This window comes from Lelliottia sp. RD5 (assembly GCF_056032945.1).
This window is the reverse complement of sequence record NZ_JBVYHQ010000001.1, coordinates 91,950-114,666: the sequence shown is the minus strand read 5'-3', so window position 1 is coordinate 114,666 and position 22,717 is coordinate 91,950. Positions and strand designations below refer to the sequence as shown.

Below are 22,717 nucleotides of genomic sequence, written 5' to 3'. Positions count from 1 at the left end.
TTTTTTGCCTTCCAAGCACCACCGTCTGATATGAGCGAACAGCAGACGTTGACTGATGACTACTCAGTGAATTCATTATTATTGAACATACCCTCCCGGCAACGAACTCAATCTCAATCGTTCTCAGACAGCTAGCGCTAGTTGTTGATGACGCTCTATAAATTTCGCTTTGAGGGCGCTATAGCGATGAGCATCATTACTGCTGAGTAATACAGCTGCGTGTTTTATCTCAGTATACTCTTCTGCAATGTCTTTGTTTCTTCGAAGATAATCACGGAAAGCAAGATGTCTCAATACCTGCATATCTCCGACTGCAAACGCATGGACTTGATGACTACGCTGATCACCACCTTTAATGAAATATCTGCGCCCCGCAATCCCGTTCTCACCGCGAGCAACATACCCGGCGTGGGCCATTGCTGAATGGTACTTATCCAGTTCATAGATGTCGGAAACTTCAAGTAGCATATCAATTACGGGCTTTGCTGAGAGACCAGGAACTGACGTGCTTCCAATATGATGGACATCCTTAGCCATTCCACCGAGCAATGTTTTTATCAGTAAACTTTCAGCTTCAAACATCTCCGGCCATCTATCATCGTATGGCACAACAATAATCTTCCGCATAAACACATTCTCTCTGTCCTAAGTGTGCAACTCAACCCTGAACCCCGGCATTGCCTAAGGCCGGCGTTCCCTGGTGAAAAAACAGAGTCCACTGGCCCTCATCCGAACAAATCCAGCAAGAGGAACGTAATGCATGATGGCTGCCATCAGCGTAAAACGTCCGATAGTGAAGCAGAGCGTAACCGCAGCCCATCTCCGTAAGACGGAAATCGCTGCTGAGAATATACGGTGCAGCCTTTTCACTTAGCAGCGACGCAATGGTCTCTGACCGGTCGACCGTCACACCTGACCGGGTGATTTCACGGAATTCAGGATGAAGAATCAGTTCCAGCCACTCCGGATCATTGCGCCTGTCGCCGTGAAGTCTGCACTCAAGCAATCTGAGCTTCTCCAGAAGCATTCTGCTTATCCTCAAGTGATTAAGCCGGACGTTCAAATTTACCATAACAGTTCATGCGCTACTTCCGCTTCTGGCACTAACCTGCCGATAGATTGATCTCACTTGGCTAAGAGCGAGAAGCGGGCGTTAACAGCCTAAGGAGAATATGAGTTTGGGCTAAGAATTTGCAGAGGTGATGCTTAAAGCGTTCTCAAAAGCTGGGCCGGATTACCAGCATACACACCCTTTACCAGCACTGGCTTTGTAACAACGCTACCTGCACCAATCACCGCACCACTGCAAATTTCCGTTGTTAAAATTGTTGCTCCGCTACCCACTATTACTGCGTTGCCTAATACAATATGTATCCAAGTTTCTGCAGAAGCATCAGGACTTCCACACTTGAAAAGATCGTTAGCAAAGGTTACGCCATGGCCTATAAAGCAGTCTTTGCCTAAGGTAACGTTCTCACAGATGAAAGTGTGTGACTGCACTTTAGTTCTGTCGCCTATGACAGATCCCTTTTGTATCTCAACAAATGGCCCTACAAAAACATCATCGCCTAGGTCACATTCATAGAGGTTTACAGGCATGACAACTTTTACATTTTTACCTTGTTCAACGTCACGAATCCCGCTTTCAATAATCTTCATATCAACTGAGTCCTTACACGAGATAATTCGGCCCAGAATAGCTTAAAAAGTTTATCTTTACTAAGTAGCTAAACTAACCAGCCCCCAATGATTCGTTCACTGTGATGATTGTAATGTCCGCTCCTGGCACTAAGCGGACACCCTCCCGGATCTGAAGGTCTGCTATGAGCGAGGAACGGACGTGATACAAACCTTCTAGCTAAGAGGATTTAAACTGGTAGGGGTTGGCTCTCACTTCACGTCGACATCAACAGGCGCAGGCCCTCGAAAAGCTCTACGCCATTCGCTTGGACTGACGCTGAATCTCGCTTTGAAGCTCTGACGAAATGAGACTGGCGACTGAAAACCCACCATTTCGGATACACGTTCAATACTAATGTTTGTCGTTTCCAGTAACTCCTGACTTCTCTGAAGGCGTTCCGCGTTCAGCCAATCGCCAAGCGTCGTTCCGGTTGCCCTGAAAAAATGACGCGTTAACGTTCGTCGACTCATGCTGACAAACCCGGCAAGTGAGTCGAGATCATGAGGCTTGTCCAGGTTACGGCGCAGATACTCTATCAGTTCATTCATTTTGCTATCCCGGGTCGATACCGGGACCGGGCGTTCAATAAACTGGGCCTGGCCACCTTCCCGGTAAGGTGGAACAACCATTCTTCTTGCCACCCGGTTAGCTATAGCAGAACCGTAATGGTCACGGATAATATTCAGGCAGCAATCAATACCGGCGGCGGTGCCCGCTGAGGTAATCAGACGTTCATCACTGGTATACAGCGAGTTGCTGTCCAGATGGACAGCAGGAAATCGTTCAATAAAGTCCTGTTCGTATTCCCAGTGTGTGGCAGCACGGTGCCCATCCAGTAAGCCGGAATAGGCAAGTACGTAAGCACCGAGACAAAGTCCCACCACTTCTGCACCACGCTGCCATGCTTTTATTAACCCATCCAGCAGGGCCTGAGATGGTTTTTCTTCCGGATGATTCCAGTAAGGCACGATAATAATGTCTGCGGTGTCCAGCAGCTCAAGTCCATGCTCCACGTTGATGGACAGGCCCATATCAGACATAACAACGCCAGGGTTTTCAGCGCAGATTTCGACGCAGAATAAATCCGGTTGCGGCATAGACTGCCCGAAAATAATACAAGGGACTGAAAAGTGAAATGGGCTAAATCCGGCCGTGGCAATCACGGCGACCGTCAGTGCAGACATAACGTTAACCTTACCGTAAATGATAGCCACCGGCTTACCGGCGGCTAAAACGCTTATTTTAACTGACCAAACAATAACAGGTGACCAGTAGTAATGGCATTCCTCATCAGGTCAGGTGGGATGGCCTGTCAGAAAGCCATTCTCTCGCCGTCTGCGGGAATCAGAACCTTATCTTCAATACCATGTTCAAGCGTGAACTCGCGAAGTTCCGCACGGGTAAGAAGGCAATGATTAATCGATTCCATATGAGACGCCACGACGGTGGCATTGGGCAACATTTTCAGTGTGCGCAGTGTGTCCTCTTTGCCCATGATAATCGGACCGTAAAGGTCATTTACCGCATAACCGGTGTTCAGCACCACAATCTCCGGTTTGAAACGTTGCAGGTTTTTTGCGTAAGGCTTAACCCAGACAGTATCACCCGCGATATACAACGTTTTTTCATCATGGTGAGTGAAGACCAGCCCACATGCATCACCGAGTAGCTCACCCCACTGGGCATCAGCGTACAATTCGTTGCTGCCATGCTGGCCGTCGGTTTTGTAAATAGTCATGCCGTCTACGAAATGATTTTCCTCTTTCAGAACGCGAATGTTGAGAAAGCCCTGAGAGCGGAGAAGTGCCGCATCTTTTTCATCCTGCGTGTAGATAAGCATGTCTTTGGGAATAGCCTGCTGGGCAGCCTCATCCCAGTGATCGGTATGGGTGTGAGTCAGGATAACGGCATCAACCGTCAGTAAATCCTTAACGGCCACAGGCAAGGCCACCATTGGATTACGCAGATGTGGGCGTGCACTTCCAGCAAAGCCGTCCCAGGCTTCTTTTTCGGCCAGCATAGGATCGATAAGGAATTTTTTACCGGCATATTCCAGTACCAGCGTGGCGTTGCGGATTTGCGTTAATTTCATTTATTGCTCCAGTCATTAATCAGATTTATTCACCCACCGTATTGGCTGTTGTGCTGCCGGGGGGATGCGAGTGGGCTTACTATAAAATGAGGAAGGGAGAGGTCGTGACATGCTCTCTGGTCATTAACCGATGAAATCAGGTCAATCGTAATGCGCAGGGTTTAGTGGTATTCCGTTACAACCCAATGACGGTTCAAATGAAATAAAAAAGGGATGTGTTATCTGAAAAAACACATCCCCTGGATAGGCCTGTACTTAACAAAATCAGTTGGTTAACTCACATTGCAGCGTGCACTCAGTCCGAACAGGGCAAGATCGCTCAGAGCTTTGGTGGGTGCAGCGCATGCTTGCGCAATGATATGCATCTTCATGCCCTGAGCTTGCGGGGAAAGCGCAGTATGTGTGACACAGTGCTGCGTCATCATGCCGGTAAGATAGATATCAGTGATGCCATTCTCACGTAGCAACTGCTCAAGGCTGGTTTCGAAGAAGCTGTCTGCCTCTTTCTTGATAATCACGGGTGCATTTCCCAGTGCAGCAACAACATCCGGATGAATGTTCGCGCCTTTACTGTCAGGTTTGAAGAAAGGAGCTTCGGGCGTTGCAATATGCTGGATGCCGACGATAAGCCAACCTTCTTTGCGCGCTTTTTCAATCGCAGTCATTGCAGCTTTACAGGCTAGCTCAGGCTCCTCAAGCGGAAAGGCTCCGCCCGGGAAATAATCATTCTGAATATCAATAACAATCAGAGCATTTTTCATGTTGAGTCCTTGGGGTTTATTGGTTGGAAGGTTCACAGAGTCAATTTACTGCAGTGGTAAAGTGACCTCATTCTCAGCGTTATCCTGACGTTTTTTACGCACAGCGAGCCACAGTAGCGGCACCATAAGAAACAGGACCCAGGGTACTAAAAGGAGGTGCATGGTTTTCCAGCCATAAGCATTTAGCAGTGGGCCGGCACCCAGCGAACAAATCAGGCTGAAGATAAAGACGCTCATGTCATTGGTCGCCTGCGCAACCCCCTTTTCCTCTGTAGTGTAAGTTGTTGCCAATAAGCTGGTTCCGCCGACATAGAGAAAGTTCCAACCGATTCCCATCAATATTAATGCACCCGTAAACACTCCCCAGGTGACGCCTGAAAACGCCAGAGCAAGGTAAGCAAGCATGAGAAGAATGCCCGCCAGCATAATGTTAATGACGCCAAATCGGTCGATCAGTTTTCCGGTGAAGAATGACGGTACAAACCGGCCCAGTATGTGGAGCTGTATCACGGTAGCAATTTGAGGCAAGTCAAAATCGTAGTGCTTCATCGCGATAGGTGTCGCGGTCAGGCCCAGTACCATAATTCCAAATCCTGACGCGCCGGAAAAAAGGGCAACAAGATAAGCGGGCTGAAAAACGACTTTTTTCCATGACCTCGCGATAACGTGTTCAGAAGCTTCCATTGACTGAACCGGTATCTGTAAACGTGATAATAGCAACAGACCCACCGAAGCCATTATTCCCATAAAGAGGAATGACCCTGCATAGGAAACGCTAAAAAATGCGCTTCCGAAGCTTGCCAGAAACGGGCCAAGCAGAGCGGCAACGACACCTCCAGCCAATACCAGCGAAATAGCTTTAGTCCGGAATGCCGGGAGAACGACTTCACCGGCGGCAAAGCGATAAAACTGAGCGAACGCCTGATAAATCCCCAGAAAGAACATACCAATACACAGCAGAATGAAGGAATATTGGATCATTGCCGCCATGGAAATAATAGCCGATATAATTCCGCTCAGAGCACCGGTTATAAAGCCGGTTTTCCTGCCTATCCGGCTCATCCATAACGATGCAGGAAACATCACTAACACAGTGCCAAGACTTGCCATTGCGAGCGGTACGGTGCTCAGCGCGGGGCCGGGGGCAAGAAGCGCACCTGCAAGCCCACCGATAGTCATTATCAGTACCGCTATGGATTGAAAGATGGCCTGAGAACCTGCAAGTATCAGGACCTGTCGATGCATATTCCTCATTTTTTTGAAGCTCCGAAAGACACGAAATTAAGCATCAATACAATTTCAGTCTCAGTGACTATTACTGACTGAGTTAAGGTTGCGTCACTCAGAAAGATGCTGGGCCAGGATGGCGATCAGGTTTGAACAAGGCGATTTTTCATGAGAAAGATGAGCTAATGGCCTGCTGACGTTGCCATTATAGGGAGAGTGATGAGTAGTCAGTGAGTGGGCTGCACGCCAGGAATCAATGAAATTGGGCCAATATGTCATGCGGTCGAGTAAAGACCTAATCAGCCAATGCCATCCAGGAAATCATTCAACGTTAATATGCTTTTTTATCTGGGTGTCCGCTCCTGGCACAAAGCGGACATTTACATGAACTATCCATACCTTCCAATCCAAGGTTTCACTGAAAAATCACCTGACAACGAGTAGATCAGAGAATCGGGTGGTATACCGTGGTGATAACATTTCACGCTTCATCTGCCACTGCTGCTGTATGCCCTGCCCAGCAAAGTAAAGCGTGCCCTTCCCGCCTTTAGCGTTCAACTGATCCAGCACCTCCATTAACTTGTCGCCACCAGCCCGCGGTGCGTTCTCGTCAAATAAATTGAGCTGGGCCACGCCTTGACTGAAAAAGTCTCCGAGCATGATCCCCGCTTTCTGATATCGGTGGCCATCCTTCCAGATTTTGTCCAGGCACTTTACCGCGGCGTTGATAATAGCGCGGGAATCCTGAGTGGGGGTGAGAAGCTTCATGGACGCGCTGTTACCGTAATACGGCTCGTTAAGCGCAAAGGGAGAGGTTTTCACGAACGCAGAGATAAAGCGGCAGTACTGATGTTCACCCCGAAGTTTTTCAGCACCACGGGCGGCATAGCTGCAGATAGCCTGGCGCATCTGCTCATACTCAGTAACGCGTTCACCGAACGACCTACTGCAGACGATTTCCTGCTTCGCAGGTGCAAACTCTTCCAGATCGAGACAGGGTTCGCCGCGCAGTTCCCGAACGGTTCGCTCGAGCACCACGTTAAAGTGTTTCCTGATAATCCACGTACTCTGCTCAGAAAGGTCCAGGGCCGTTTTGATGCCCATGGCGTTCAGCTTCTTACTGATACGCCTTCCGACGCCCCATATGTCCTCTACCGGCACGATAGCGAGCAATCGGCGCTGGCGATCGATATTAGATAAATCAACCACCCCGCCTGTCTGGCGCTGCCATTTCTTCGCAGCGTGATTTGCCAGCTTAGCGAGGGTTTTCGTCTGCGCGATTCCAACCCCGACAGTCAGGTGCGTACGCTTCAGAACCGTAGCTCGGATCTCTTTGCCGAACTCCGTCAGGTCCCGGCAGTTGCGAACACCAGTCAGGTCGCAAAAAGCTTCGTCGATACTGTAAATTTCGACGCGAGGGCTCATCTCCTCGAGCGTCGTCATTACCCGGTTCGACATATCAGCATACAGCTCATAGTTGCTGCTGAAGCAGACAACGCCAGCGCGCCGGAACAGATCTTTCTGCTTAAAGAACGGCTCACCCATGGTAATTCCAGCCGCCTTGGCCTCTGCTGATCTCGCGATCACACAACCATCGTTATTAGAAAGAACAACTACTGGCCGCCCCCGCAGATCCGGTCTGAAAACCGTCTCGCATGATGCATAGAAGGAATTCACATCACAGAGCGCGAACATACTTCAGCTCGCCGATTTAACGATGAAAGTCACGACGCCAAAAACGTCCAGGGTATCTTCACTGCCCACGATGATCGGGCTGTAAGCGCTATTCATTGGATTAAGCTGGACCGTCGGTCGAAGCTGCAGGCGTTTTACTGTGAACTCTCCTTCGACTGCGGCGATCACAATATCTCCATGATCTGCTGTGATGGAGCTGTCCACCACCAGCAGATCACCGTCCCCGATTCCCGCATCGATCATCGAGTCCCCGGCAGCCTTCAGGAAGTAGGTTGAACTCGGATGATGAATCATCAATTCATTCAGATCGATACGTTGCTCGACGTAATCCGCTGCCGGGCTGGGAAATCCACATTGCACTAAGTCGCTGAAAAGCGGAATAGCAATGACTTCACGTAACTCTGCTGGTCTGTACAACTTCATAATGCACGCCTCGATACTGTTTTTATATACAGTAGTTGAATGGAAAATTCTGATCAAGGTGCGCTATGAAGCTGGCTGATTAAGGCTTAAGCGGTTTGCCCGTAACCTTCTCATGCATCGACAAATATGTTTTTGTAAATTTTTCCTCCCGCCTACAGTTCGGCGCCATCCGGCTTTCCTGCCGGGAATTTTTTGTACAGTGTGCAGACTGCTACGTCGTAAATTAAAGCGACTTGCTTACGGTCGATGCCGTTCGCAACGAGTCGTCCGGCTTGTGCCCATTGCTCGGAAGTCAATTTTGGGCGACGACCGCCAACCCTTCCCTTTTCTCTCGCAGCGGCAAGGCCAGCGCGCGTTCTCTCGACGATCAGTTCCCTTTCCATTTCCGCAAGCGCGGACATGATATGGAAGATGAATCGGCCCATGGGGCTGGAAGTGTCTATGCTGTCGGTGAGGCTACGAAAATGAATACCGCGCTGCCGCAATTCGTCTACCAGAAGGACAAGATTCCGCATACTTCTTCCCAGTCGATCCAGCTTCCAGACCACCAACGTATCGCCTTCGTTTAACGCCCGAAGAAGTCTTTTGAGTGCAGGGCGATTAGCAACGGTTCCGCTCATTTTTTCCTCAAAAATCTGCTCACATCCTGCGCGTTCAAGTGCCTGCCGCTGGAGATCAGTATTTTGGTCATTTGTTGACACCCGGACATAGCCAATCTGCATATTTTTCATCCACCATTTTTCATAAAAAAAATGAGGTGAAGTTATCGACCAGACACTTGAGAGGCAATCTATAAAACGTCGGTTTGGGAGACAGCGCGACGAAGACCGTCGGAACCGCTACGGGGAACGTTATGCAGGTGGGGGCTTTTGGGCTGGGAGTTCAAAATACTCTGTATATGGATGCGACCGGAAACTCAGTTTCATCCTTACTATCAATACAGGGTGGAACTGAGCACAATCCCGCTGGTACAACGGGAGTAACAGTTCTCCACATCCCCCAGGGATCATATGGCTCTGATTTTGCCATTACCGCAGGAGGTAAAGCCCGTGGTTTTATACGTACCTATGGTAATTCTCAGGGAGGGACATGGTCAGAGCTGTATTCAACAACAAACACGACAAAAGCCAGCGATGGCACACTCAAAGCGGCTTCACCAGTTGCTCGTATAGTGAAATCGCAGGAGGAAAACCAGCGTAGAGATATTGATGAGGACGGCTTTACCTGGTGTGGTTGTGGTGCCTCTAATAGGGAGGCTGAAGGAATCAGCATCTCTCGTCTCGATACTGGCGTATATGTGCTTGCCGGCTCTGCAGGTCTGGCATCTGAAGGGTGGCAACTACTCCCGCCGATGGACCCCGGTGGCATGGGTGAGCTGGGTGTTATTGAGGCAGAAGAAACGGGAAGCGGCATGATCACCATTCGACTCTATAAGCGCAAATACATGCTTAGCAATGAAGGTGAGATCGTTAAAACTAAAGGTGAACCGATGGACGTACCTGAGAACAGCTGGATCGATGTTCGTCTGGATATGCCCAACGATTCTATGTTTAACCAGCGGATGAGTCAGGAGCTGCAGCTTTAGTTTCTCCCTCTAATGTTCTGATGCGGACTGAAAGAGCTTTGATTGCCGCCAGCGCATCGAGCACCAATGGGTTCAGGTCGAGTGTCATTTTCCCTGATTCCTCCGCTGAGTGAACATACTGCGGATCTATCATTTCGAGCTCCTGGGCGATTACACCGCGGCGAATCGTTTTATCCTCATCCGCCAGGTAATAGAAAGTTTTAAAATCCATTGCCTCAATGTTTGAAAGCGACTCGTTTAAATCAAGATCCCCCGTTACTTTTTTGAAGTTAATGTCTGACGTTCCAGAGGCCTGGTAAAGTGTCCACGGTACATCGGTTTTTGGCGTTTGAGGGTTTGTGTTTGTCAAAAATCGGCTGTACCCCGCACCGTTAGATGTTACCCACATTTGCGCAATTCGCTGCGTATTGTAAGAACTTTGATAACCACAACCATTGGCTGGAGCCCACAGAGTTAAACCATCAGCGTCACTGATAAAAGATGCATTAGCATTGTTTGGCTTATTCTGCTGAGGTGAACCTAGCCCAAAAGCCCCCACCTGCATGACGTTCCCAGCAGCGGTTCCGACATCCTTCGTGGCACTACTTCCTAAACCGAGGTTTGTGCGAGCGTCTTCTGCCTTCGTTGCGCCGGTACCGCCGTCTGCGACAGCAAGTGCACCATTGCTTCCTTTCTGCAGTAACTTGCCGATCGCTGGAATGCTTACTGCCTTGCCGTTGATGGTGACAGTGATGCTCTGGTTTGCCGTGGTTGTGGCAAAAGTCTCCCACGCACCGATATTCTCGTCGTAGTCTTTGATGAGCTGAGACATCGCCTGCGCCAGGCCATCGACAGAGATATTGTCTGATACCAGAATGCCGTACTTCTGGCCGCTCAGCGCCGGGGAAGCAGCTGGCGTTACCGTCATGGACGTGGCGCTGTTTACTGCTGAAATCTGGAACATCTGGACCGGGTTAGACATGACGATAATCGTCTGGCCAGCACGGACCTGGCTGGCGGGAGCCGTCCAGTTCGTGCCTGTGCCGGTAGCGGTATTTCCGTTAATTGCGATGGTGCCGATATTATAAAGCATGAACTACCTCACGATAATAACGATCGTTACAAGCGATCAATCATGTAAAATTGATCGCTCATATCAATCTGACTATTTTTTAAACTCAAATAAAATGGAAGTTCCCGCATAACTAGGAATGTTGAAATGAAACTTTTATTTGCTGCAGCGCTTTTGTTGTTGGCTGGATGTACGAATAAACACACAGATAACTCATTCCAGATGGATTACCCGGTAGATGCCGCCCGTTTATCGCTGGGTGGTGATATTCACGTAAATATCGACTGTACCACCAGAGAGGTGGAAGTTATTTCAGACAGTAGCAACGGAATATTCAGCCGCCATATTAATAAACGGTTGAGTAATATTTGTTATAAAAAAACGGATAAGCTGGATGTTGTTTATCGTTTTAATCCAGCAAATGGCGTGAAGCAAGATATGATCGCGACTCATTACCCGCGCGTTCCTCCCGTGTCAAATTCCAACAAACTGAGCGATGGGGATTCTTAGACCCCGCCCCTGAAACGTCTGGCTCCAGTTGCGCTGATTATTTGAAATGTATCTGCCCTGCAGTTGAGAGCCAGTCCATTTGAGCACCACACCTGAATACCCGACAACCGTACCATCATCGCTGAGGTTTCCCGGGCAGTTGTTTACCAGAATCCAGGGGTTGAAGCTTAAACTGACTGAAAAGGTATTGTTCTGCAGGTCATAGTTCGCTGGTACGTCAAAGAAACCAACTACTCTCGGCATCTTAGAGGCTGATGCAGCGCTCCAGATGAGGCTGCCAGCACTGTTAAACACATCGAGATAACCACTCTGCAAGCCAATATTTCGCGCAGTTCGGATCATGCTACCAGCATTATCTTCCAGCATATCAGCACCAGGAAAACCGTATTTGTTCGTGCCCAGCTGCAGCCATCTTAAACGACCGTCATTCCAGAATGACTGCTGAGTAAAGCCGAGTGTGCTGCCATCACCAAACGGGCTGTTAACACGGTAGGCGCCTTTATCGGTGACGGCCCCCAATGCGCGCTGATCGTAAAACAGGGTCGATCTGTTTTGTGAGTCCACCAGCAGTTTCCCGGCGCTGTTGTAAACTTCGAATCCGCTCATTGAAAGTTATAAACCTCAACACTGACAGTGATTGCGGCACTTCCACCCGTGGGGAGATAGTAGAGAGTAAAGCCGCCATTATAAGCGCGGCAAAAATACTCGTTTACAGTCACGCCAGTTGAAACGATTGTGACAAACGTCCCGTCCTGCGTTGCGCCAGAAAAAGCGATATTTTTTGACGTCTCTCCTGAAGCAAGCGAAACCGTTGCGCTGCCCATGTAACGGATCGCGTAATCGCTTAAATCCACTGCAACCCGCCCTGCACTATCCCAGCATTGCAAACCCTGTGGCATTACCATAACCCCATTCTGACGCGCAGCACGTTGTTGCTGTCGTAGATGCGAAGGAGAGTGCTGGATATCAGCATCCTCCCGCCCCCGGCCACGCCGTTAATTTCGAATGTTCCACCTTTATCAAGCTTCCAGCCTGCAGAACCAGCCACATAGTTATTCGACTGGATATAGTTGCCGATTTTGGCATTAGAAATGGTCCCATCACCGATAACAGTATCCCTGATGATCGTTTGTCCATTCTGTATGACGAACGGAAGCGTCACCGTTCCCCCGGCCTGCGCCATCACTGCAAACCGATCGGCCAGGAACAGCACCTGAGACTGCATTCCTGAAGGCGTATTTTCGACGCCGATCCCCATTCCGGCGGCATACTGTCGACCGTTAGCGTCCACCGCTACCTTGATGTTGTACATCGCGCTGAGGTTACCGTTCACATCAGCAACCGCCTGCGACGTCTGGTTAATCGCCGCCGTCTGGCCGTTCACTGTCACCGTCAAAGAATTAATCTTTATGGCCGAGGCCTGGGTAAAGTTCGCTAAGGTTTCAGTGAGGTCCGTTGAGTTGGATACATTGCCACCTGCAGACGCATCGAGCGTGACCAGCGCACGGGATACCGCCTCACTGGTATCAGCAATGGTGGTGTCGATGCGGTCAATGCTGGCGCTATTCCCGGCGTTTGTCGCAGTCTGAGAGCGACGGGTTGTAACCTGTGCCAGGCTATTCTGAATAACGGCAATGGAGGAGTTTTTGACTCCGCCTGTCATACCGTCCATCGATACAGATATCTCATCGATTTTCACAGCGGCCTGCGCCAGCCCGTCAGTATTCTCCTGAATGGCCAGAGCCTGCTGTGCAAGCTCGTCGGCGTTTTGTTTGATGTCGTCGGCCATGCCAGCAATTTTTTCGTTGCCGTCTACGGCGCTCTCTATCAGGCCCTTAAACGTGTCCGATTCTTTGATATCCTCCAGTATTACATCAGTGATGTCAGAAACATCTATGCTGGCCTGCCCCCGCACCCAGCCGGTGTAACCGGACTCGTTTCCTGTTCGGTCCACCAACTGCGCGCGATACCAGAAAATCTGTCCCGCCTTGAGGCCCATCTGCTGATATTTGCGCTGCGGGTAAGGCACATCGGCCAGCAGCATCGCATCATCTTCGGCCCCGGTCAGGCTGTACTGGATTTCCGTCTTCAACGTATCGTCGGTGTTCGCCGGGAACCCCCAGTTCAACTCGATTCCAAACACTACGTTTTCAGAAGCGATAAAGCCAACTGGCTTCGGTGGATTGCCTACTTTACCCGTCAGCGTTTTCTCTTCTGAATAGTTCCAGCCGGATGAAATTTCTGCGGCATTGATGGCGCGCACACGCACAAGATAGCGTCCAGCATAAATACCCGGCACGTCAAAAGACGTGGTGGAGCTGCGCGGCACATTCACCCAGTTCCCGTCGTTGCGGCGCCACTGCGCTTCATAGGCGATAGCATTCTGCGCCTGGTCCCAACTGACGCGCATTGTTTCAACGCTGATATTCTGCTGAACCATCGAGAAGGAGTTGATCACGATGTTTGCTGGCGGCGCCTGATTGCCGGGAGGAATAACACTTATCGGGCGCTGGTCGATGATCGCCCCTGTATCAATGCGGGCGTATTTATCTGGATCGTGATTAGCTCCGGCGATGGTAAATGTCCCATCATCATTGTCCGTCACGCTAACTACACGGTATTGCTGCGAGTAAAGTTCATCACTCTCTAACAACCAGACAGCTTCAGCGTTTGGTGTTTCGCTATACGACGTGGTGACAGTGACCGCTTTATCAGAAATCGCCTGGATAGTGCGTGACTGAGAAACACCGGAAGGCAGGTTAACGATTAGCCTGTCTCCTGCCGCGGCACCAGGACCACGATCAAGAGTGATAACCCGGCCATTTGCACTGGCGACTCTTCCGCCCAGATCACGCCCGGAAAGGTTCCTGTCTGCCACAGCGATGACATATCCTGGTTGTGGAATATTGCCGTCCAACCCGACATTAAAGGTCACCACACGGTCTTTGTTATTTGTGAGAATGCCCCAGCGCCCTTTTCGGTTCGCCTCCGATTGTCTGGTGCAACCAATGGCCGTCAGTTCGAGCTGGTTGAAGCCATAGCGCGCCACCAATGCCTGTTCAAAAACCGGCTCCATAGCATCAGCGAAGGCATTATCTGGATCGGACCATGAGACCAGCGCGTTTGTGTACCTGCTCTTGGTCGTGCTACTGGAGTAGGTGAATTTACCTTCGACAACATTGGCGTGGGTGTAACTGAAGTCGACATCCCGCGGCATGTCCGCGAGGCAGACAATCTGATCATCACCCCAATAGGTCATGCCGCGGAATATAGCCGCGAAGTCTCGCAGCACGGTGTAGGCGTCGTTTCTGTCCTGAATGTAGACGTTGCAGGTATATCGCGGCTCGGTACCATTCCCGCCCTTGCCGTCTGGTACCTGCTGATCGCAGTACTGTGCAACCTGGTAAAGCGACCATTTGTCGATATTGGCTGCAGTGAGACGATTGCCTAAGCCGAAGCGGTCAGTGACCACCAGATCGTAAAAAATCCATGCAGGATTATCCGTCCACGCCCACTTAAACGTGCCCGTCCAGGTACCGCTGTAGGTTCGAGTATCGGGATCGTAGGTATCGGGAACACGGATTACGCGTCCGCGAGGCTCGCAGGAAATCTGAGGGATGGAGCCGTTGAACTGGCTTGAGTCAAACTCGATATAGAGCAACGCCGTATTCGGGTAACGCAGTTTGGCGTCAATCACCTCAGTAAAGCTTTGCAGCGTCATTACATCGCCGATTTTCGCGCTATTTGCGTCAGCGGTTATCTTGCGCAGACGAAGCGTCCAGGTGCTGCCCGCCTGCGGTAAATCGATACGGTGGCTGCGCTCGTAACCGGAGGTCGTTTTCCCGGTCACGCTGGTGTTGAGCACGGTCTGCCATGTACCGCCGTTCGTCTGCAGGTCAATTGCATAGTTCACCGAGTAACCGACCAGATCACCGTCATTCTCTTGCTTAAAAAGAGAGGGCCACTTCAGGCGCAGCCGGACGGCTGATAGCTGTGTGTTGGTGAAAGTGCGCGTCCAGGCAGTTTCACTTGAGACCTCATTGCCCACACTGATTTCATTTTCGGTTCCGGGAATACCCTGGATGTATTTCTGAGCCTGCGTTCCCGGTCGGAACTCCCACGTTACGCCGCTGAAATTCTGCGAACCGTCTGCGTTCTCGAGCGCGGTACCATCCAGATAAATATCCTTTCCAGTGAGGTGGCCAGCGAACTCTCCCTCTCCAAGCGCGATGAGGATTTTCGCCTTTGCCACAGACTGCAGATCGTCCGGTTGTTCTGTCGGAGTTCGTGAGCTCGAGCTACCTCCCTTGCGGCCTTTTATCGGATTAACTTTTTCCATATCACGCCCATAAAAAAAGCCACCCGAAGGTGGCCTGAAATAATTAATTGGGGTTATTGCTGGTCTTCGACGTAAATTCCAGCGGAAACGATCGCACCGCCGATGCGACGTTTGCCGTAGAGCAGTGGGACCGGATTGCCTTGTGCAGTGGTGTTGGTCACACCGCCAAATGCGTAACTGGCCTGATTATCTGCTGACTGCTTACTGGCGAGGCCCGCCGTCTGCGGCGACATCATTTGTACAACGCCGCCGATCATCATTGCAGCACCGAACTTCGCTACGCCGTAACCTGCCGCTGATAGCGTGCCGCCAGAGAAGTAGCCAATCGCGACACCGACGACGACCAGTACCGCACCGAGAATGGTCTGGAACGCGCCCGCTTTCTTACTGCCGATGACAACAGGCGCGATACGAATATCTTCACAGCCTTTATCCATATCGAGCTCATCAGAGATAAGATTGCGCTTCCCACTGAAAACGGCGTAGGTTAGACCGCGTTGTTTACTGGTATTCAGGAAACGTTCGAAACCGGGAACAATCACACAGAGCGCTCGGATAGCTTCTTTTGGTGATGCAACTGAGAGCTTGTATTCACGACCAAAAGTCGCGCCAAGCACCCCATAAAGGCGAACCTTCCGTAATGGTTCAGTCATCGTCACCCCGCCCTGATAAATCTTTGTATCTGAGGGTTTTCATTGTTCGTTCCCGCCAGTACCCGCCGTAAGGCACACGCTGACTGAGGTGGCCGTAAAGATGATGAAGCAGCATATTCCCTTCCAGTAGGATGCCCGCATGGTTCCACTTATCAGCCTGCACCTGCATGATAACCATGTCACCAGCTTGCGGTGGACCGTCAAATTCGCGGAAACCGCATTCATACCAGCATTCCTGGTAGAAGTTGTCCGAATAGCGGTCCTCCCACCACGGATAATCCACACGATAGTCGGTCAACTTAATGCCATGGGTTTGACGAAAATAGCTCATCACAAGCCCCCAACAGTCGAAATGGCCGAGCACAAAGGGGCGCTGCAGCAGCGGGAGTTCACCGCGCGGCTGGATGGTACGTAAATCACCCTCAGGCCAGCTGACGATATGCCACGGCACCAGAGTTGCATCACACTGCGCTTTATCCAGCTCGCTTGGTTGAGTCGTCGCGTCAGGATGGCTATGAACTATGGCAATCACCGTTCCCCAATCTTCAGCTGCGGCGTAATCCTCGGGCGAAAGAAGAAACTGCTCTGTCGGTTCTGACGCCAGGTTGCGGCAAGGAAAATAGCGTTCCACCCGGCTTTTCTGAGCAACCACTCCGCAGCTCTCACGCGGATACTCTGCAGCAGCATGAGCCATGACGGCGTTTATCGTTTTCTGACGCATGTTCAACTCCTGATTAGGGAAGTCCCCGGAAAGCCACCAAAGGGTAATTCTTCATTCTCACCAAACCTCATTCTGCATGCGGTCAGTGTGCCATTGCAGGCATCTAGCGACGGATCGTCTACCGGATTATTGTTCAGGTCGAAGTAACTGGCGCCGGCGTAATCGCACCCGTCACCCGAGCGATACTTGTTGCGAATACACCAGGTACATAGCGAGTGGAGTTGACGCGTCGGTATCATTAATCCCTGAAGATCCATCGGGCTAGTGAGAATAAACTCGACGCTTTCCCCCGCCAGTTCGTTGTTCTTTCCATCAATGTAGAACACCCGTTTTCTGACCTGCAGCGGATCAGCCGTAGCGTTTCCTTCAGGAAAGTTTCTAGCATCCAGATAATGGGCAAAAGTATCGTGAATAGTAACCTTCGCCTGGAGCATGTCGTCGTAGACCAGACAGAGCGCAGTGATCGAGCTGTCGATGTTTGCCACCGTCAGGGTCGGCTGTGCGTTGCTGCCGTCGGTTGATGCCTCAAGCCCTTCGAGCTGGTATGGCCATGCGGCATATTCTTTTCCCTGCCACCAGATACTCTTTGCTACAAGTTTCGTTTCATCCCCACCAGCAGCGGCAATTTCATCAGTTGTATGGGGCAAGTTGTACGCATGAAAACGCAGTACGTCATCGACACCAAATGTGGAGCCATCAACCTCAATGAGGCGAATTTTATTGCCCGGTTCGAGTCGCTGGTAATCTTCTGTGATCATGGTGCATATGCCTGCTTGAAAGTAGCGGTTATGGTTATTACTTTGCTCGAGAGGGGTTGCGCTTTCACTGAATCAGCCTCAACGCGGTAAAGTCCCACCTCGCCAATTGGTGATGTCCATATAAACGATTTTGTGATGTGCGAACGGCAGAAATTCAGGGCGGCTAGCATCTCTGCTTTTTTACCTGTGAGTGTTATTGGCCAGGACTGCTTTTCGGGATTGATACCCTCACCTGCAATCTGCTCGTAGCCGTCACCGAAAGATGCGGCACGAGTGAAGTAACTAAACTCGCCCTCCATGCCTGCCTGAATCTGGGTTCGCCAAGTGAATGTTTGGATCGCCACATATCCTCCGGGCATAAAAAAACCCGCCGGAGCGGGTCAGGTTACTTGCAGGCTTCTTTGCCTAAATAATAAGCTATCGACTCGCTTACTATTGGTGCCATATTTGGATCAGGCTGCGAATTCTTCATTTCTTCCAAGGTATCACCAGAGCCGAGATACTTTACTTCGCTTAAATCACAGTCATAAATTCGCTGTGAAAACGAAACACCTGATGGACCTTCTCTTTTTGTCGTAATGGTTCGAAGTGATCCCTGAGAACCTTTTTCCAACAACGTATAAGTTGCATTCGAATCAGTAGGTACCTGAATTTGATTCGCCCCTGCCAGCGCTGAAAAAGAAATCATGGTAAAGCTTAAAAGCAGTAATTTTCGCATATCCCTATCCCCTACTATTAGTAAGCCAAAAGAATATCAGGGTTCAGGAAATGACAGAACCCATCGAAACGGATTATCGTGATCTTGTAGCATTCCAGATCAATCCGCCTGGTTGAAGTTGCTTGGCAATACCTGACCGGACAGACTGATCAATGGTCTGTTTGTATGCCCGGGAAATCGCTTCGTCATTACCCGAAGTTTTCTGCTGTGAGTTCTGGTTCTGCACGACAACTGAGGTTTGAACCGTGATACCACCAGCGCCAGCGGATTGCAGTCCATACATAGGCGCATTACCAACATAACCGCCATCAGCGTAACCCTGAGCGCCGCGCATCATCGCGTAAAGATTGCCGACACCAATCGCGCTGGTCGCTTCTTTGGTAAAGACAAACTCGCCGCCATGCACGACACCTTTCGGCTGATATTTTCCACCATCGCCGGTATAGCCCCCGCTGTCGAATGCCGGGACCAGCCCACCCTGAGAAAAACCGAAAAAGGCCCCAACAGCCGTCCCTCCAAACGCTGATTTCATACTGTTGACCATAGCCAACTGGACCAGCATTTGCGCAATGCCCTTAAGGAACGTTGTCAGGAAGTCGCTAAAGCTAGCTTTGCCTGTGGTGAAAAAGTCCGTGAGCGTTGAAGCCATCCCCGTAAATGCAGACTGGGAAATGTTTTGCATCTGACCATAAACATTGGTTGCGCTGTCTTCAAACTCGCTCCAGCCCTTTTTCGCGCCGGTCAGCCAGTCACCACGCATCTGGTCTTCTGCATCGTAATAGTCGGTCGCAGCCTTAATCTGTTTCAGGTAGCCCTCATCCGCCAGAGAACCACCTGAATTCTGCCAGCCGGCGGCAAGCTGACTTTTAGCCAGTTCCCGCTGCGCCTGTCGGTCGCTCATCCCGGCCTCGCCTGTTAATGCGGCCTGCTTCTCGGACATCTGCGTGGCGTACTTCTGTGCCGTATCCATCCGCTTGTTCAACTGCTCCTGGGCGGTGATCTGATCACCTAAAAGCGCTTTCTGCCTCGCCAGTTGCAGCACCTGGTCTTTGCTCGCCAGAAGGGATTGCTCCTGCTTCGTCAAAACGCGCGAGCGCGAAGCCTCCTCCAGTACCTGGAACCTTGCTTCAGTAGTCCATAAGCTTTTGCGCTGCTGGCTTATGGTTTCGTTCAGGTCACTGTGCTTTTGCAGGGCGTACAGCTGCGCCTGAAGCGCCAGCAATTCAGATTGAGCAGAATCCTCAGCTCGCAGACCGGACGAGACTGTTTCCCCTTTCGCTTTTGGCGTTTTGGGGTCTCTATAAAGCTTCTCGATCCCGGCTCGCGCCTTGGCAATGTCCTCAGCCGTCCAAAGTGTCGCCGTGCCGTTTTTGGCAGCCCTGGCATTATCTGCAATCGCTTTATTTAGTTCGTCCTGAGCCTGACGGCGCTTCTCCGTAGCTTCAGTCCCGGCATCAAGATAGCGATTCATGATCTGTTGGGCAGTTATCGCTTCTTCGTTAATCTTATTGCCTGTAGAGGCAACAACATTCAGGTCTTCCTGAAGAGTGATGGCCCCAAGCATGGGGTTAATCTGGGCTTTCAACGATGCAATGGCTGCCAACTGGGCTTTACGCCGATTATCGTAATCGCGGTCCTGCGAGCTGGTGTCGTAGTTGTAGCCGTAACCCATCCTCTGGCGTTCAGGTAATACCTTGCTTTCACGCTCCGCCAGTTCAGCTTGCATATTCGCCAGCATGTCTTGTGGTGCGTTCGGACGCCCGATGTTGAGCAACTCGTCCCACATCCCTTTGAAAGCATTGCGGGCAGAAAGAGCAGCTCTCTCAACCAGACCGAGATTAGCGAGGATCTGCTGGCTTCTGCGTTGTTCTGCCTGGCTGAAAGCATCAGCGGCTACTTGCCCTGCTGTCTCTTTATCGCCACGGCGTTCCAGCGAAGAAATGTATTCAAACTGCGCTGCTGTCAGGTAATGCAGTTGGTTGTTCAGCTCTTGTGATGCTTTGGTTGGCTCGGAGAACAGCTTCTGGAAGTTAGCGATGGTTTTATCCACCGCTTGTCCGGTGGCCTGCTCCATCGCAACTGCCGCGCGGCTCACTGTCTCAAGCTTGCTTGCATCAAACTTTCCAGAACCCACCACCTGAGCCAGAACAGAAGAAGCCGCGTATTGGTTGATCCCGCCACGAGATAGAGACTTTGCCAGTGCAGACAGCTGTGCGGCAGTTTTTCCCGCATAATTGCCGGTCAGTATCAGCTGTTTGTTATATTCGGATGCCTCTTGTGAACCTTTATACCAGGCAGCGACCAGCAGGCCAGCAACACCAATCATTCCCCCTAAAGCCAGCTTCGCCGGCGTTACTAGCGAAAGAATGGCTTTCAGCGCATTACCCACTCCGCCGAACGTATCGCGCAGTTGACCGCCCTGCTGGATCGCAACCATGTATATCGGCATACCAGATGCAAGTGAGGTAACGATGTCGGTCATTTGCATTGGCAGGTAACGCATCGCATTACGATACTGCCCCGCACTGATCGCGCCGTTCTTCCAGACGTTTTCTTGTTCCTTCAGTTTGGCGATCATCGGAGCGGCCTGCTGCGTCACTCCCAACTGTGCGGCTTTTAGCTCAAGGATTTCGGCGCGAGTTTTTCCGATTGCAGCTGTCTGATCCTCCAGTGAGGCGATGAATGTTTTCCCTGATGCGGCTGCCCGCTGCGCCGCCTGAGCCTGCTCGATGCGAGCCCGCCCTTCTGCCGTCTCGGCCTCCATGACCTGCGCCAGTTTCGCCCGGGTCGTCTCCAGCACGCTGTTGTAACGAGTGAAATCTTCATCATCCACCAGCCCTTTACCGCGAAACTTCGCCAGGCTTTCCTGAATTGAGTCCAGCTCATCCAACGCCTTATTCACCGGGCTGATTTTGTTCAGCAAGTTCTGCAATTCCTGGCGCTGTTGCTTCAGGCTCTCGCTATTTTTCTTTTGATTATCGACACCGGTGCGGAACGTACTGTTCAGGTCATCCGCTTTATCGGCGGCGGTTGCCGCAGTATCCTGAAAGCGTTCCAGCTCCCGATTGCCGCGCTCCAGTTCGCTGGTGTTGACGCGCAGCGAAATGGTGGCGATATCGTTACTCATTCCACCCTCTCTTTATGCATGATTTTCAGCGCTGCGCGCTCCATTACCCGGATATCTGAAAGCGCGGTTACTTCGTCGCTCACGTTATGCAAACGCATCACCCATGGCAGTACGTTGTAGTCCAGCCCGGACGCGCCGCCCATTCCCGTACGCCATTGAGTACTGACGGCCTGGAACACGACAAACGAAGGCCAAACGTCGGGCCATACATCCACGATCTCATCATCGTAATCGTCAGGACTCAGCCCGTAGGGAGCAAGGTCGGATGCCGTGGGTTCAGGCGTATAGAACGCCGAGGCAACCGCTATCAGTTTTTTTCGCGCTGGCCCAGCAGTTCGCGATAGTAAGTCTCCGGAATGGCTTTCATGGCTGCCGGGTAATTTTCCAGAAGCACAGCCAGGTTGTCGGCGTTGAACGCATCGGGTAGCGCCCAGCCCGCAATGATTTCCATCAGGAAATCCGTGGCTGATTTGCCTTCCAGCTTCTCCAGATCGGCCAGCTCTTTAAGCGGCTTGTGGTTGAAAGTGAAGGTCAGTACGCCGTCTTCATCACCGGCGCGCGGGATCGTGACGTTTGCTTTGAAAGTAGGTTTAGGCTGGAGAGTAAACTTCGTTGCCATCGATGCCTCTTAACGTAAAAAAGCCTCCGGACAGGAGGCATGTGGTTGGTTCCTGATCCCGGCTTACGCCGTGGCATTGGTCACTTTGTAGAACGTCATGGCCGGAGACTGCAGGTTCAGAACCACACTCACCGTCTCCACCTCATTGACCGCTGTGGTTGGCGTGTCGTCAAAGGATGCCGTGGCCGCCCAGTAACGGTTTTCTTTAGCCTTTGGAACGTACATATAAGCCGCGACCGTATCTTCATCCTCATCCAACTGGCGCAGCAGCGGGTAAACCGGAAGCGTGGAATCGTGGGCGATCGAGTAGGTCTGCGAAACAGCAGATTTGTAGGTGTTGAGGTTGCGCTGGCGATCGTCGCTCAGGAACTGGATTTGTGTGGTGTTCTGATCGCCGCCGGATTTCGAAACCTCTGTAATCTGCGGCAACTCGGTCCACTCGAGAACCTTGCGGACAGAACCAGTACCACCACCAGCAGCATATTTGTTCTTGTTAATAGTATTGATATTTCGCAGCGTGACCGCGCTTTCAGCAATAGCGTCGATTTTCGCAATGACGTTATCAATTCCGGACCAGCTGCAGTTCACATGGACAATATCACCTACATCCAGCTCCTCCGCGGAGCTGACGGTGATCACCACGTTTTCGGCGTTGGTCGCGCCGGTGAAAGCAATTGCCGGGCCATAGCCCGACGCCAGATAGACGTGAGCGCCGTTAGGCAGTGCAAAGCCCATAGTGGTTACTCCTTCGAAGAAA

25 protein-coding genes are annotated in these 22,717 nt (G+C 51.1%); 2 read left to right on the top strand and 23 right to left on the bottom strand.

Going from position 1 to position 22,717, the window contains the following annotated elements:
• Positions 1-123 precede the first annotated feature (123 nt).
• The 10 genes from AC0LWE_RS00640 to AC0LWE_RS00595 all read right to left on the bottom strand — a co-directional run bounded on the left by AC0LWE_RS00640 (position 124) and on the right by AC0LWE_RS00595 (position 8,601).
• The gene (locus AC0LWE_RS00640; protein WP_279063554.1) at positions 124-627 is read right to left on the bottom strand and encodes a GrpB family protein; all 504 of its coding nucleotides are present in this window, start codon (positions 625-627) and stop codon (positions 124-126) included.
• Positions 628-658: 31 nt separating this feature from the next.
• Complete coding sequence (locus AC0LWE_RS00635; RefSeq protein WP_279063557.1) at positions 659-1,027, bottom strand: nuclear transport factor 2 family protein; 369 nt, start codon at positions 1,025-1,027, stop codon at positions 659-661.
• A gap of 179 nt (positions 1,028-1,206) precedes the next feature.
• Positions 1,207-1,659: an acyltransferase gene (locus tag AC0LWE_RS00630; protein WP_279063559.1), complete on the bottom strand. Its 453-nt coding sequence runs from the start codon at positions 1,657-1,659 to the stop codon at positions 1,207-1,209.
• A 231-nt stretch (positions 1,660-1,890) separates the two neighbouring features.
• On the bottom strand, positions 1,891-2,865 hold the full coding sequence (locus tag AC0LWE_RS00625; RefSeq protein WP_034496757.1) for a GlxA family transcriptional regulator: 975 nt from the start codon (positions 2,863-2,865) through the stop codon (positions 1,891-1,893).
• A 128-nt stretch (positions 2,866-2,993) separates the two neighbouring features.
• Positions 2,994-3,773, bottom strand: a complete 780-nt coding sequence (locus AC0LWE_RS00620; protein ID WP_474264571.1) for an MBL fold metallo-hydrolase — start codon at positions 3,771-3,773, stop codon at positions 2,994-2,996.
• A gap of 272 nt (positions 3,774-4,045) precedes the next feature.
• Positions 4,046-4,534, bottom strand: coding sequence for a cysteine hydrolase family protein (locus tag AC0LWE_RS00615; protein ID WP_016246481.1), 489 nt, complete (start codon positions 4,532-4,534; stop codon positions 4,046-4,048).
• Positions 4,535-4,579: 45 nt separating this feature from the next.
• Positions 4,580-5,779 carry an MFS transporter gene (locus AC0LWE_RS00610; protein WP_255210205.1) on the bottom strand — a complete coding sequence of 400 codons (1,200 nt, stop codon included), beginning with the start codon at positions 5,777-5,779 and terminating at the stop codon, positions 4,580-4,582.
• A gap of 408 nt (positions 5,780-6,187) precedes the next feature.
• Positions 6,188-7,456 (bottom strand): Y-family DNA polymerase, encoded by a 1,269-nt coding sequence (locus AC0LWE_RS00605; protein WP_279063460.1) that lies wholly within the window; start codon positions 7,454-7,456, stop codon positions 6,188-6,190.
• Positions 7,457-7,459: 3 nt separating this feature from the next.
• Entirely contained in the window at positions 7,460-7,879 is a 420-nt protein-coding gene (locus tag AC0LWE_RS00600; RefSeq protein WP_142503445.1) for a translesion error-prone DNA polymerase V autoproteolytic subunit, read from the bottom strand.
• Positions 7,880-8,031: 152 nt separating this feature from the next.
• Positions 8,032-8,601 (bottom strand): recombinase family protein, encoded by a 570-nt coding sequence (locus AC0LWE_RS00595; protein WP_123429206.1) that lies wholly within the window; start codon positions 8,599-8,601, stop codon positions 8,032-8,034.
• 131 nt (positions 8,602-8,732) lie between these two features.
• On the opposite strand from AC0LWE_RS00595, the gene AC0LWE_RS00590 reads away from it, so the two are divergent.
• On the top strand, positions 8,733-9,464 hold the full coding sequence (locus tag AC0LWE_RS00590; RefSeq protein ID WP_279063461.1) for a phage tail fiber protein: 732 nt from the start codon (positions 8,733-8,735) through the stop codon (positions 9,462-9,464).
• On the opposite strand, the gene AC0LWE_RS00585 is transcribed toward AC0LWE_RS00590, so the two are convergent.
• Positions 9,430-10,536, bottom strand: coding sequence for a tail fiber domain-containing protein (locus tag AC0LWE_RS00585; RefSeq protein WP_279063462.1), 1,107 nt, complete (start codon positions 10,534-10,536; stop codon positions 9,430-9,432). The two genes, AC0LWE_RS00590 and AC0LWE_RS00585, sit on opposite strands and share 35 nt — an antisense overlap.
• A 126-nt stretch (positions 10,537-10,662) precedes the next feature.
• On the opposite strand from AC0LWE_RS00585, the gene AC0LWE_RS00580 reads away from it, so the two are divergent.
• Entirely contained in the window at positions 10,663-11,025 is a 363-nt protein-coding gene (locus tag AC0LWE_RS00580) for a hypothetical protein (protein ID WP_279063463.1), read from the top strand.
• On the opposite strand, the gene AC0LWE_RS00575 is transcribed toward AC0LWE_RS00580, so the two are convergent.
• The 12 genes from AC0LWE_RS00575 to AC0LWE_RS00520 form a co-directional block, all read right to left on the bottom strand.
• On the bottom strand, positions 10,990-11,631 hold the full coding sequence (locus tag AC0LWE_RS00575) for a hypothetical protein (protein WP_279063464.1): 642 nt from the start codon (positions 11,629-11,631) through the stop codon (positions 10,990-10,992). The two genes, AC0LWE_RS00580 and AC0LWE_RS00575, sit on opposite strands and share 36 nt — an antisense overlap.
• On the bottom strand, positions 11,628-11,930 hold the full coding sequence (locus AC0LWE_RS00570; RefSeq protein ID WP_279063465.1) for a hypothetical protein: 303 nt from the start codon (positions 11,928-11,930) through the stop codon (positions 11,628-11,630). Before AC0LWE_RS00570 ends, AC0LWE_RS00575 begins: the two co-directional genes overlap by 4 nt.
• Positions 11,924-15,364, bottom strand: coding sequence for a TipJ family phage tail tip protein (locus AC0LWE_RS00565; RefSeq protein ID WP_474264567.1), 3,441 nt, complete (start codon positions 15,362-15,364; stop codon positions 11,924-11,926). The genes AC0LWE_RS00570 and AC0LWE_RS00565 overlap by 7 nt, the downstream gene beginning before the upstream one ends.
• A gap of 53 nt (positions 15,365-15,417) precedes the next feature.
• Complete coding sequence (locus AC0LWE_RS00560; protein WP_202666663.1) at positions 15,418-16,017, bottom strand: tail assembly protein; 600 nt, start codon at positions 16,015-16,017, stop codon at positions 15,418-15,420.
• A complete protein-coding gene (locus AC0LWE_RS00555; RefSeq protein ID WP_202666662.1) occupies positions 16,010-16,738 on the bottom strand; it encodes a C40 family peptidase in 729 nt (242 codons plus the stop codon). The genes AC0LWE_RS00560 and AC0LWE_RS00555 overlap by 8 nt, the downstream gene beginning before the upstream one ends.
• A 2-nt stretch (positions 16,739-16,740) precedes the next feature.
• Positions 16,741-17,496 (bottom strand): phage minor tail protein L, encoded by a 756-nt coding sequence (locus AC0LWE_RS00550; RefSeq protein ID WP_202693355.1) that lies wholly within the window; start codon positions 17,494-17,496, stop codon positions 16,741-16,743.
• Complete coding sequence (locus AC0LWE_RS00545; protein WP_202666660.1) at positions 17,493-17,840, bottom strand: phage tail protein; 348 nt, start codon at positions 17,838-17,840, stop codon at positions 17,493-17,495. The genes AC0LWE_RS00550 and AC0LWE_RS00545 overlap by 4 nt, the downstream gene beginning before the upstream one ends.
• Positions 17,841-17,881: 41 nt before the next feature.
• Complete coding sequence (locus AC0LWE_RS00540) at positions 17,882-18,214, bottom strand: hypothetical protein (RefSeq protein WP_474264564.1); 333 nt, start codon at positions 18,212-18,214, stop codon at positions 17,882-17,884.
• Between the two features lie 73 nt (positions 18,215-18,287).
• Positions 18,288-21,341 carry a phage tail tape measure protein gene (locus AC0LWE_RS00535; protein WP_474264562.1) on the bottom strand — a complete coding sequence of 1,018 codons (3,054 nt, stop codon included), beginning with the start codon at positions 21,339-21,341 and terminating at the stop codon, positions 18,288-18,290.
• On the bottom strand, positions 21,338-21,586 hold the full coding sequence (locus AC0LWE_RS00530; protein WP_327063310.1) for a DUF1799 domain-containing protein: 249 nt from the start codon (positions 21,584-21,586) through the stop codon (positions 21,338-21,340). Before AC0LWE_RS00530 ends, AC0LWE_RS00535 begins: the two co-directional genes overlap by 4 nt.
• A gap of 62 nt (positions 21,587-21,648) precedes the next feature.
• Positions 21,649-21,960, bottom strand: a complete 312-nt coding sequence (locus AC0LWE_RS00525; protein ID WP_202666657.1) for a phage tail assembly chaperone — start codon at positions 21,958-21,960, stop codon at positions 21,649-21,651.
• Positions 21,961-22,023: 63 nt separating this feature from the next.
• Positions 22,024-22,695 (bottom strand): phage tail protein, encoded by a 672-nt coding sequence (locus AC0LWE_RS00520; RefSeq protein ID WP_202666656.1) that lies wholly within the window; start codon positions 22,693-22,695, stop codon positions 22,024-22,026.
• Between the last annotated feature and the right edge of the window lie 22 nt (positions 22,696-22,717).

Coding starts and splice junctions, on each gene's coding strand:
- AC0LWE_RS00640 (WP_279063554.1), bottom strand. CDS start 627: ATGCGGAAGATTATTGTTGTGCCATACGATGATAGATGGCCGGAGATG.
- AC0LWE_RS00635 (WP_279063557.1), bottom strand. CDS start 1,027: ATGCTTCTGGAGAAGCTCAGATTGCTTGAGTGCAGACTTCACGGCGAC.
- AC0LWE_RS00630 (WP_279063559.1), bottom strand. CDS start 1,659: ATGAAGATTATTGAAAGCGGGATTCGTGACGTTGAACAAGGTAAAAAT.
- AC0LWE_RS00625 (WP_034496757.1), bottom strand. CDS start 2,865: ATGTCTGCACTGACGGTCGCCGTGATTGCCACGGCCGGATTTAGCCCA.
- AC0LWE_RS00620 (WP_474264571.1), bottom strand. CDS start 3,773: ATGAAATTAACGCAAATCCGCAACGCCACGCTGGTACTGGAATATGCC.
- AC0LWE_RS00615 (WP_016246481.1), bottom strand. CDS start 4,534: ATGAAAAATGCTCTGATTGTTATTGATATTCAGAATGATTATTTCCCG.
- AC0LWE_RS00610 (WP_255210205.1), bottom strand. CDS start 5,779: ATGCATCGACAGGTCCTGATACTTGCAGGTTCTCAGGCCATCTTTCAA.
- AC0LWE_RS00605 (WP_279063460.1), bottom strand. CDS start 7,456: ATGTTCGCGCTCTGTGATGTGAATTCCTTCTATGCATCATGCGAGACG.
- AC0LWE_RS00600 (WP_142503445.1), bottom strand. CDS start 7,879: ATGAAGTTGTACAGACCAGCAGAGTTACGTGAAGTCATTGCTATTCCG.
- AC0LWE_RS00595 (WP_123429206.1), bottom strand. CDS start 8,601: ATGCAGATTGGCTATGTCCGGGTGTCAACAAATGACCAAAATACTGAT.
- AC0LWE_RS00590 (WP_279063461.1), top strand. CDS start 8,733: ATGCAGGTGGGGGCTTTTGGGCTGGGAGTTCAAAATACTCTGTATATG.
- AC0LWE_RS00585 (WP_279063462.1), bottom strand. CDS start 10,536: ATGCTTTATAATATCGGCACCATCGCAATTAACGGAAATACCGCTACC.
- AC0LWE_RS00580 (WP_279063463.1), top strand. CDS start 10,663: ATGAAACTTTTATTTGCTGCAGCGCTTTTGTTGTTGGCTGGATGTACG.
- AC0LWE_RS00575 (WP_279063464.1), bottom strand. CDS start 11,631: ATGAGCGGATTCGAAGTTTACAACAGCGCCGGGAAACTGCTGGTGGAC.
- AC0LWE_RS00570 (WP_279063465.1), bottom strand. CDS start 11,930: ATGGTAATGCCACAGGGTTTGCAATGCTGGGATAGTGCAGGGCGGGTT.
- AC0LWE_RS00565 (WP_474264567.1), bottom strand. CDS start 15,364: ATGGAAAAAGTTAATCCGATAAAAGGCCGCAAGGGAGGTAGCTCGAGC.
- AC0LWE_RS00560 (WP_202666663.1), bottom strand. CDS start 16,017: ATGACTGAACCATTACGGAAGGTTCGCCTTTATGGGGTGCTTGGCGCG.
- AC0LWE_RS00555 (WP_202666662.1), bottom strand. CDS start 16,738: ATGCGTCAGAAAACGATAAACGCCGTCATGGCTCATGCTGCTGCAGAG.
- AC0LWE_RS00550 (WP_202693355.1), bottom strand. CDS start 17,496: ATGATCACAGAAGATTACCAGCGACTCGAACCGGGCAATAAAATTCGC.
- AC0LWE_RS00540 (WP_474264564.1), bottom strand. CDS start 18,214: ATGCGAAAATTACTGCTTTTAAGCTTTACCATGATTTCTTTTTCAGCG.
- AC0LWE_RS00535 (WP_474264562.1), bottom strand. CDS start 21,341: ATGAGTAACGATATCGCCACCATTTCGCTGCGCGTCAACACCAGCGAA.
- AC0LWE_RS00525 (WP_202666657.1), bottom strand. CDS start 21,960: ATGGCAACGAAGTTTACTCTCCAGCCTAAACCTACTTTCAAAGCAAAC.
- AC0LWE_RS00520 (WP_202666656.1), bottom strand. CDS start 22,695: ATGGGCTTTGCACTGCCTAACGGCGCTCACGTCTATCTGGCGTCGGGC.